The organism is Shimia sp., assembly GCF_965227725.1.
Classification (GTDB): Bacteria; Pseudomonadota; Alphaproteobacteria; order Rhodobacterales; family Rhodobacteraceae; genus Shimia.
This window is the reverse complement of record NZ_CBDDGH010000001.1, coordinates 570,365-579,493: the sequence shown is the minus strand read 5'-3', so window position 1 is coordinate 579,493 and position 9,129 is coordinate 570,365. Positions and strand designations below refer to the sequence as shown.

At 56.0% G+C, this 9,129-nt stretch carries 12 protein-coding genes; 9 read left to right on the top strand and 3 right to left on the bottom strand.

Annotation, left to right across the window (positions count from 1 at the left end; genetic code table 11):
• Positions 1 to 100: 100 nt before the first annotated feature.
• The gene (locus tag ACO07T_RS02810; RefSeq protein WP_422048176.1) at positions 101 to 1,012 is read left to right on the top strand and encodes a hypothetical protein; all 912 of its coding nucleotides are present in this window, start codon (positions 101 to 103) and stop codon (positions 1,010 to 1,012) included.
• Positions 1,013 to 1,077: 65 nt separating this feature from the next.
• Here ACO07T_RS02810 and ACO07T_RS02805 read toward each other — a convergent pair whose 3' ends face one another.
• Positions 1,078 to 2,268 (bottom strand): MFS transporter, encoded by a 1,191-nt coding sequence (locus tag ACO07T_RS02805; RefSeq protein ID WP_422048174.1) that lies wholly within the window; start codon positions 2,266 to 2,268, stop codon positions 1,078 to 1,080.
• A 320-nt stretch (positions 2,269 to 2,588) separates the two neighbouring features.
• Between ACO07T_RS02805 and ACO07T_RS02800 the strand changes: the two genes are divergently transcribed.
• Positions 2,589 to 4,169 carry a BCCT family transporter gene (locus tag ACO07T_RS02800; protein WP_422048173.1) on the top strand — a complete coding sequence of 527 codons (1,581 nt, stop codon included), beginning with the start codon at positions 2,589 to 2,591 and terminating at the stop codon, positions 4,167 to 4,169.
• Positions 4,170 to 4,263: 94 nt separating this feature from the next.
• Here the strand turns inward: ACO07T_RS02800 and ACO07T_RS02795 are convergent, their stop codons facing one another.
• Both ACO07T_RS02795 and ACO07T_RS02790 read right to left on the bottom strand, forming a co-directional pair.
• A complete protein-coding gene (locus ACO07T_RS02795; RefSeq protein ID WP_422048171.1) occupies positions 4,264 to 5,313 on the bottom strand; it encodes a cytochrome-c peroxidase in 1,050 nt (349 codons plus the stop codon).
• 218 nt (positions 5,314 to 5,531) lie between these two features.
• Entirely contained in the window at positions 5,532 to 6,158 is a 627-nt protein-coding gene (locus ACO07T_RS02790) for a LysE family translocator (RefSeq protein ID WP_422048169.1), read from the bottom strand.
• 161 nt (positions 6,159 to 6,319) lie between these two features.
• Here ACO07T_RS02790 and ACO07T_RS02785 point away from each other — a divergent pair, with 161 nt between their 5' ends.
• From ACO07T_RS02785 to rpsN, 7 genes are all read left to right on the top strand, one after another.
• Positions 6,320 to 6,862, top strand: coding sequence for a hypothetical protein (locus ACO07T_RS02785; RefSeq protein WP_422048168.1), 543 nt, complete (start codon positions 6,320 to 6,322; stop codon positions 6,860 to 6,862).
• Positions 6,863 to 7,021: 159 nt separating this feature from the next.
• On the top strand, positions 7,022 to 7,222 hold the full coding sequence (rpmC, locus tag ACO07T_RS02780) for a 50S ribosomal protein L29 (RefSeq protein WP_209064839.1): 201 nt from the start codon (positions 7,022 to 7,024) through the stop codon (positions 7,220 to 7,222).
• Between the two features lie 14 nt (positions 7,223 to 7,236).
• The gene (gene rpsQ, locus ACO07T_RS02775) at positions 7,237 to 7,467 is read left to right on the top strand and encodes a 30S ribosomal protein S17 (protein ID WP_209064841.1); all 231 of its coding nucleotides are present in this window, start codon (positions 7,237 to 7,239) and stop codon (positions 7,465 to 7,467) included.
• Positions 7,468 to 7,567: 100 nt separating this feature from the next.
• Positions 7,568 to 7,936 (top strand): 50S ribosomal protein L14, encoded by a 369-nt coding sequence (gene rplN, locus ACO07T_RS02770; RefSeq protein ID WP_005621870.1) that lies wholly within the window; start codon positions 7,568 to 7,570, stop codon positions 7,934 to 7,936.
• 1 nt (position 7,937) lies between these two features.
• Positions 7,938 to 8,249, top strand: a complete 312-nt coding sequence (gene rplX, locus ACO07T_RS02765; protein ID WP_209064843.1) for a 50S ribosomal protein L24 — start codon at positions 7,938 to 7,940, stop codon at positions 8,247 to 8,249.
• On the top strand, positions 8,242 to 8,802 hold the full coding sequence (rplE, locus tag ACO07T_RS02760; RefSeq protein WP_209064845.1) for a 50S ribosomal protein L5: 561 nt from the start codon (positions 8,242 to 8,244) through the stop codon (positions 8,800 to 8,802). The genes rplX and rplE overlap by 8 nt, the downstream gene beginning before the upstream one ends.
• 18 nt (positions 8,803 to 8,820) lie before the next feature.
• On the top strand, positions 8,821 to 9,126 hold the full coding sequence (gene rpsN, locus ACO07T_RS02755) for a 30S ribosomal protein S14 (protein WP_010437098.1): 306 nt from the start codon (positions 8,821 to 8,823) through the stop codon (positions 9,124 to 9,126).
• Positions 9,127 to 9,129 lie beyond the last annotated feature (3 nt).

Genomic DNA, 9,129 nt, shown 5'->3' with positions numbered 1-9,129 from the left:
TGTTCACCTGCGACGACCTCAATAGTTAAATTTTTACTCAAGCGGCTTGGGTCTTGAACCAGTCCTTTGGGTCATGGGGAATTAAGCTGGCAAGACGGACATGAACAAAAATATACAAATGGCGGTGGTTGTTCTTGCAACCGCGGCAGGAGCACCTTTGCGCGCAGAGATCACCACATTCGGCGAAGTGGGCGCTGGCGTGGAGGTCTTTGACCAAGGCGGGAGTGCTCTCAATCAGTCGTCTTTTCCAGATGAGCCGGAAGACTTTCGTGCTGGTTATCTGAATGGCCGATTTGGAGGCAGTTTGGACAACGGTTTGACGCTTGGGGTCGATGGGGTCTACCGCAATACGTCGCTTGAGGATTTTGTGGCGCCCGGACAAGAAACCAATGAGGGCGTGGACTCTGCCGTGCAACTGACCACGCAGTTTGGGCATTTGTCTGAAGGTCTCTATGTCGGCGGTATCGCCGGGGTGGGGCAGGTCGACTTTCTGGGCGACAGCACGGATCAGGATGTGACCTATCGCTTGCTGGGGGCAGGGGCTGGCGTCGCACGGGGCAGCTGGGCTTATGGCGGCTCATTGCTGTTCATGGATGTGAATGCCACCGAAGATCCTGAAACGCTGGATGAGGCTGTGGTTGCAAAACTGCAAGCCGAGTATGCGTTGGCCGCTGGAAAAACATACTTTGGAGCCTATGCGCTTTATGCTGATGGCAAGAATGATATCGATTCCCGCTTTGGCATTGATGTTGTGAACGGGCCGGGCGCGGGCCTGTACGTACGCCATAAAATTGGGGCGGTCGGTAAAGGGCGCGATGTGATGCTGAATGCCGGCCTCGATTACCTGTCTTTGACAGAGCAGTTCAACGGCAGCGATGTCACCATTGACTCGGTGAAGGCCTATGTCGGCGTTCAAATCACTCTTGGTGGTTCAAAGACACCACGTGCTCTGCGTGTGGCAGCGGCCCCTGACACGACGTTTGCGCAAATGCTCACGCCGATTGTTGACTGATCTGACAGCCCCTCGGATGCGCGCCTCTGCGTTTGGTTGGAGGCAAACGCCGAGGGGCTCAGATATCACATGTCGAGCCGCACATGGCGGGCGCTTAGCGCGAGAGCCGCGAAGAGCAACAAGCCGAGGGACGTGTAGGCGGCGAAAATCACCTGCATTTCCGCATAAGGCAATTGTGCACCGCTTTCGGTTTGGGTGGCGGTAAAGCTGAGCATGATGGCAAATAGGACGCGCCCAGCCAGACTTTGCACCGACAGATAGGTGGCGCGGATGTCATTGCTCAGCAGCGGCTGAATGCGCGCACGGATGAATGGGTCTGACAGCGAGTCCGGCACCATACGAAAGAGCAGCAGGGCGATGACAAACAGGCTGTTGGAGATCGCCAGGGCCGCGATGAGGGCGAGCTGTATGCCAAAGGCCAGAAGCAGCGTTCTTGCCAAACCCAAGCGTGTGCGGAGCTTCAGCGCGACAAGCGAAGTCAGCACAGAAACCAGCATCATCGAGAAGGTCACGCCGCCGGAAATCAGCGGGGTTTGAGCAGCGAACCCACGGGCCTCCAGAGCCTCGCGGATAAAGGGTTGCCCGAGGACAAAGGGGATATGACCGAAGGCATACATCGCGAGTGCGAGGCCAAGCAACCAAAGCAGCGTTGGATGCGATAAGCTGTTGGCCAGCGCGCGCAGACTTTCGCGGTGCGGCGGCGTAGTCGAATGGGGCGTCTCTTTGAAAAGGCAGGTGATGCCAAATGTGGCGGCGGCTGCACAGGCGGTTGCCACATAGGGGATGATCTCATCCCAGAGCGCAAAAATACCTCCGCTGAGGGCGGAGAGTGCAAGCGCCACGAAACTGAACCGCCATGCCTTAAGTTCATGATGTTCCAGATCCTTTTCGTGGCCTTCTGCCTGTAGGCTTTCAAATAGAAGCGCGCTGTCAGTTCCCGAAGCAAAGGCCCAGCCCGCGCCCAGCAATACGTTTGCGATTGCAAAGAGCGTGAACCCATCCCCGAGCACCAGCAGAATGGTGGCGGCAACGTAACTTAGTGCTGCGGCAAGGAGTGTGCGTTTTCGGCCCAGTCGGTCGGACATATAGCCGGAGGGAACTTCACACGCGGTTGTGGCAAGATCGTAGACCACATAGAGCAAAATGGCCTCGGGGGCGGACAGTCGACTTTCGAAATAGAGAAACCAAGTGGCCTGCCAGAAGATCAGGGACTGGACAAATTTGTACCAAGGAAAAATCTGAATGTTGCGAGACATTCTCAATTGTTAATCCATGGGTTGAGGATGGGCGAGAATTTCCTCTATTTTGGGCGTTCTGTTGGTCGCCTGAGCCCGGACCGTGGCGAGAATGCAAATGCGCGACTCAGCAAGCCCCGGAAGAATGCGTATGCGGAAATGTTAAGGCTCACAGCTGTGCTGGGAGATGAGGGATGTGGGGCCGCCACGCTAAATGGTTAACAAAGTATATAAATAAGGTGTGAAGGCGACGGTTCAATCGTCTGAAGGGTCGGTTTTTGAGGGTTGACGTTCCGTCGCTAAGAGAGGCTTAGGGCAGTTTATCCAGAAAGGGGAGTTTCATGTCAGAACAAGAAACCGACTATGAGGTCGGTCAGGACAATGTGCAGGTATTGGGGTTGGATGTTCACAATCCCGTATTTGCCATTTCAGGTTTAACGATCGTTGCCTTCGTTTTTTTCTCATTGGTGTTTCATGAGCAAGCCACAGCCTTCTTTGGCTGGTTGCGCCCGGCGCTGACCAGCAATTTTGACTGGGTTTTCATGGTCGCCTGTAACCTGTTTGTTGTGTTTTCTCTGTTCTTGGTGATTTCGCCCTACGGCAAGATCCGCCTCGGGGGCGATGATGCGAAGCCTGACTACAGCTACGCAGGCTGGATTGCGATGCTGTTTGCCGCAGGCATGGGCATTGGTCTGGTTTTCTGGGGGGTGGCTGAGCCGATCTCCCACTACGGATCTTCGTTTGGCGGTATCGCCACTGACGAAAACGGTCTGCGCACCGACTGGGCGCCGCTTGGCGCTGCTGCGGGCGATATCGCGGCTTCCCGTGACCTCGCGATGGCGGCGACTGTGTTCCACTGGGGCCTGCACCCATGGGCGATCTATGCCGTTGTGGCGCTGGCGCTGGCATTCTTCAGCTTCAACCGAGGCTTGCCGCTGACCATGCGGTCGGTGTTCTATCCGCTGCTGGGTGAGCGCACATGGGGTCCGCTGGGTCATATCATCGATATCCTTGCGGTGTTCGCGACCATCTTTGGTCTGGCCACTTCGCTGGGTCTTGGTGCAAGCCAGGCGCTGGCGGGCCTGAACTATCTGTTCGGCGTGCCGGTAAGCGACGGGATGAAAGTGGTTCTGATCATTGCGATCACCATTTTTGCTTTGATCTCGGTTGTGGCCGGTCTGGACAAAGGCGTGAAGCGTCTGTCCGAAGCCAACATGATCCTGGCCGCTGGCCTCTTGCTGCTGGTTCTTCTGGTGGGTCCAACTGTCGCCATCCTCACTGGTTTCTTCTCCGGTCTGGTTGACTACGTTGTGGCGCTGCCTGCGCTGTCCAACTGGGTTGGTCGTGAAGACACCAACTTCATGCAGGGTTGGACTGCCTTCTACTGGGCTTGGTGGATCTCCTGGTCACCTTTCGTGGGCATGTTCATCGCGCGCATCTCTCGCGGCCGGACCATTCGCGAGTTCATCGTGTGCGTTCTGATCATCCCAACTGTTGTTGGTGCGCTTTGGATGCATGTGTTTGGCGGTGCTGCGCTGGATCAGGTGACCTCCGGTGCCGGTCAGGCGCTGCAGGACGCGGCTCTGGAACTGAAGATGTTCAAGATGTTTGAAGCCTTCCCGATGACCGGGCTGCTGTCTTTCATCGGCATCATTCTGGTGGTGGTCTTCTTTGTGACCTCCTCGGACTCCGGTTCCTTGGTGATTGATACCATCACCGCTGGCGGCAAAACCGATGCACCAACCGCACAACGTGTGTTCTGGTGTGTGCTGGAAGGCGCAATCGCGATTGTGCTGCTGTTGGGTGGCGGCCTTGGTGCGCTTCAAGCGGCATCTATTGCCACGGGCTTCCCCTTCGCCATCGTTCTGATGCTGATGTGTGTTTCCGTGATGATCGGCCTCATTCGTGAGCGCCGTCGCTGAGCGAACACCATACAAAGCAAAAAGAAAACGCCGCCCTGATGGGCGGCGTTTTTGTGTCGGGGACAAGAGAGAGGCCCGGACAGGGAGCGACTGGTTATTCGGCAATGATCTCGCCAGAGGGACGCGGAGTGGCCGCTGTTTCTGCTGGCAGCACCGGATAGGTGACAGGCGGCAGCGCGCCTGTGAGGCTGTCGAGAAAGGCCACGATCTGCGTGGCGTCTTCATCAGTTAGCTCTTCGCCCAGTTGAGATTCCGCCATGATCTGTACGGCCACTTTCAGATCCCAGACTTTGCCGGAGTGGAAGTATGGAGCTGTTTGCGCCACATTGCGCAGTGGTGCTGCGCGGAACACGTATTCATCGTCCACTGTCGCAGTAACCGCAAAACGCCCTTTGTCCCCGACCGGCAAAACATCTGCGCCGGGTTTCTCGATCAAACCGAATGGATAGTAGCCGCTGCCGCCAACGTTGATGCCGGAGTGGCAGGCTGCACATCCTAGATCCATGAACTGGCTGAGGCCGGCGAGCTGCTCAGGTGTCATGGCATCATCATCCCCGTTCAGCCATGCATCAAACGGGGCAGGGGTGATCAGGGTTGCCTCAAACGCCTCGATGGCTTTGGCGAAGTTGTCGAAGGTGACAGGGTCGTTCTCCCCTTCAAAGGCATCGCCAAACCACTCCACATATTGCGGCATGGAGTTTAGGGTCGCGAGGAGGTTTTCCTGCGTGTTGGCCATTTCAACGCCAGCCTGCACCGGACCTTTTGCCTGCTCCGCGAGGTCCGCGGCGCGCCCATCCCAGAACTGCGCTTCGTTGAACACGGAGTTCAGGGCGGTTGGCGAGTTGCGCGGGCCGCGCTGCCAGCCGTGGCCGATAGAGGTCTCAAGGTTGTCGTCCCCGCCGGTGGCGAGGTTGTGGCAGGAGTTGCATGAGAAAACACCAGATGCCGACATGCGCGGATCAAAGAACAACGCTTTGCCAAGCGCGATTTTTTCAGGTGTGATCGGGTTGTCTTTTACCGCAGGCACCGTGGAGGGCAGCGGCAGGAAAGTATCAAGAGCTTCTTCGCGCAGCTCATTGGCCTGGGCAGAGGCGGCAACGAGGGCGATGGCTGTGGCTTGGATGAGGCTGGCTTTCAGTTTCATTGTTCGCTCCGTAAACTGGCTCTCTCCCTGAGACTCAATTTGCAGAAAGATAACAAGTGAAGCTTTGATTTAGATCAATTCTAATTCCAGAGTGGAAGAGATGCGTTGGGTCGGCTGTGGTAAGCGCGAGTCCAGCATGGCTCGTAGCCATCGCGGCTATCAGCCCGTGATGGATCAGGTCGCGCTGAGGCAGCGCTTAAGCGCCACCATAAAAGGTATTACCGCTGGGCTGTGACGAGTTTGACAGCCAGTGCCAAGAACACAATGCTTGCCAAGCGATTGAGCCACGTCTGCGCCATTGGTGAGTTTTTCAGCCAGTCGCCTAGCCAGCCAGCAGCCAACGCCACAGAGCCGAATACCAGCAGTGTCGCGATGATCATCAAAAACCCGAGCTGGTAAAATTGCCAGACCATCGGTCCGTTTGCTGGATCAACGAACTGCGGCAAGAAAGCGAGGAAGAAGATCGTCACCTTTGGGTTGGCGATGTTCATGATCAGGCCGCGGGTGTATTGCTTCGCTGATGTCTCCGGCGAGGGGGCGCCCTCTTCGAGGTTGGCCTGTGAGGCGGTAAAAGCCTTGTAGGCAAGATAGATCAGATAGGCGGCGCCAATATACTTCAGGATGGCAAAGGCGACCTGAGAGGTCTGAAAGATCACAGCGACACCAAGCGCGACCGCCGTGGTGTGAAAGATCAGCCCGCTGGCAAGCCCGAGCGTGACGGTAAGTCCGGCGACGCGGCCGTGCAGAGCCGATTGGGTCAGCACAAAGATATTATCCGGTCCTGGCACCAGCGCCAGCGCAATGGCCGCGCCCATGAACAGGATCGCTATGTCTACGGGTATCATGCTCACTCCTCCCAAAGTGTGGCGCGCCGGTGGGGCACCGTGGCGTTGGTTGGAAAATGTGTAGGGTAGATGAGCAGAGGAGGGAAGTAGGGTGTTGTGCAATCATTCTCCGCTGCTCTAGGAATCCCTTTGGGGGTAGGTGAGGGTAACGGGAGTAAGGGATGCTGCGCCTAAAGGTGATTTTGAGCATGGCGTTGATTGCAGTTGCGCAAACTGCATCGGCTATGGACAGACCATCTGCTGCAGTACGTTTGTTTGAGGACGTCTGTCTGCCGATTGTTCATGAAACACTTCCGCCTGTACTGAAAGAGAGCAAAGGGCAAGAAGAGTTCTCTGAGGGCGTTCTCAAGTCAACAAAGTGGTATTGGCCGCACCTACCATCTGGCTTTTCTGTAGAAGTGACCGACTACCCCGGCGGGCTAATTAAGTGTGAGATCACTGATAAAGGCCAAGTTTTGTCTCTGGCGGAGCGTCAGGCTTTTGAGAAGCAAGTGGTAAGCTGGATGGAGAGCCGCATGCCAATGCTTGCGCAGGAAACGCCCGAGCCCATTGAGAGCTTCGAGTATTTCAATACATGGATGACCCCGCAATTTGGCCGTAATGATCGGCGCCGATGGGGCGTTCTGCATTTGCGGTATAGCGCAGAATTCGATCATACGACTTCGCTGATATTGGCGTATCTGCGCAAGCGCCCAACCTCCTAGCTCAACTTTCCCTTGCCTTCACCCTTACACCCCCGTATAGAGCGCCATCTCGCGGATTCCGTGCTTACGGGATTCGTGTGTTTGTCATTTGTCCATCAGGCAAAAGGGTCACCCCGCACATACTCGGGAGCCCTCTGATGTATGAGAAAGGAAAAGGCGATGAACGCCAAAGAACTGCGTGATAAGACGCCGGATCAGCTGCGCGAGGAGCTGTCCAATCTTAAGAAAGAATCGTTCAACCTGCGTTTCCAACAGGCCACCGGCCAGCTGGAGAACTCCGCTCAGATCCGTGCCGCGCGTCGCAACGCAGCACGTGTGAAGACGATCCTGAACGAAAAAGCCAAGTCGGCAGCAGAGTAAGAGGAGCTAGATAGATGCCCAAACGTATCCTGACTGGCACCGTGACCTCCGATGCCAACGCACAAACCATTACCGTGTCTGTAGAGCGCCGCTTCACACACCCGGTTCTGAAGAAGACCATTCGTAAGTCCAAAAAATATCGGGCTCACGATGAGAACAACGCCTACAAAGTAGGTGACTCTGTTCGCATTATCGAATGCGCACCGCGTTCGAAAACCAAACGCTGGGAAGTTCTGGAAGCCTAAGAGTCTCGTTTAGAGACTCCTGGCGACTAGACTTAACAGTTAGTCGAAACCCTGGGGGATACCAGCACGCATCGCTGCCCCATAGGTCGGGAGAAACCACATGATCCAGATGCAAACCAATCTGGATGTTGCTGACAACTCCGGCGCACGCCGAGTTCAGTGCATCAAGGTTCTGGGTGGCTCCAAGCGTAAATACGCATCCGTAGGCGACATCATCGTTGTCTCGGTTAAGGAAGCCATTCCACGTGGTCGCGTTAAAAAAGGTGACGTCCGTAAGGCCGTTGTCGTGCGCACCGCTAAAGAAGTCCGTCGTGAAGATGGCACCGCGATCCGTTTTGATCGCAACGCAGCTGTTATTCTGAACAACAACAACGAGCCAGTGGGTACACGTATCTTTGGCCCAGTTGTTCGTGAACTGCGCGCCAAGAACTTCATGAAGATCATCTCGCTCGCGCCGGAGGTGCTGTAAGATGGCTGCTAAGCTGAAAAAAGGCGACAAGGTCGTCGTTCTGGCCGGTAAGGACAAAGGCAAAGAGGGTACTATCTCCTCTGTTGACCCCAAAGCCGGTAAAGCCGTCGTGGAAGGCATCAATATCGCCATCCGCCACACCAAACAGAGCCAAACCGCACAGGGCGGCCGCATCCCTCAGGCGATGCCGATCGAACTGTCCAACCTGGCATTCCTGGACGCAAATGGCAAAGCAACCCGCGTTGGCTTCCGCATGGAAGGCGACAAGAAAGTGCGTTTCGCCAAATCCACAGGGGACGTGATCGATGCTTGATTCCGCAGACTACACCCCACGTCTGAAGTCGCTCTATAAGGATTCTATCCGCGCCGCTCTGAAAGAAGAGTTCGGCTATAAGAACGACATGCAGATCCCGAAGCTGGAGAAAATCGTGCTGAACATCGGCTGTGGCCGTGCAGCCGTTAAGGACAGCAAAAAAGCCAAGTCGGCACAGGCAGACCTGACTGCAATCGCAGGCCAGAAAGCTCTGACCACCGTGGCAAAGAACTCTATCGCTGGCTTCCGTGTACGTGAAGGCATGCCGATGGGTGCCAAGGTGACCCTGCGTGGCGACCGTATGTACGAATTCCTCGATCGTCTGATCACCGTTGCGATGCCACGCATCCGCGACTTCCGTGGTGTGAAGCCGAGCTTTGACGGCCGTGGCAACTTCGCCACCGGTCTGAAAGAGCACATCGTGTTCCCAGAAATCGACTTTGATAAAGTTGATGAGAACTGGGGCATGGATATCGTCATCGCCACCAATGCTGAAACCGACGCCGAAGCGCAGAGCCTGTTGAAGCATTTCAACATGCCGTTCATCGCGTAAGGCTGAGAGGATTACGACATGGCTAAAAAAGCAATGATCGAGCGCGAAAAGAAGCGCGAGCGTCTGGTGGCAAAATACGCCGCTAAGCGCGCCGAGCTCAAAGAGATCGCAAACGATGAGTCCAAGCCAATGGAAGAGCGTTTCAAAGCGCGTCTGAAACTGGCGAAACTGCCGCGCAACAGCTCGGCGACCCGTCTTCACAACCGTTGCCAGCTCACCGGCCGTCCGCACGCTTACTACCGTAAGCTGAAGGTTAGCCGTATTGCGCTGCGCGAGCTGGGTTCTGCTGGTCAGATCCCCGGCATGGTCAAATCCAGCTGGTAAGGA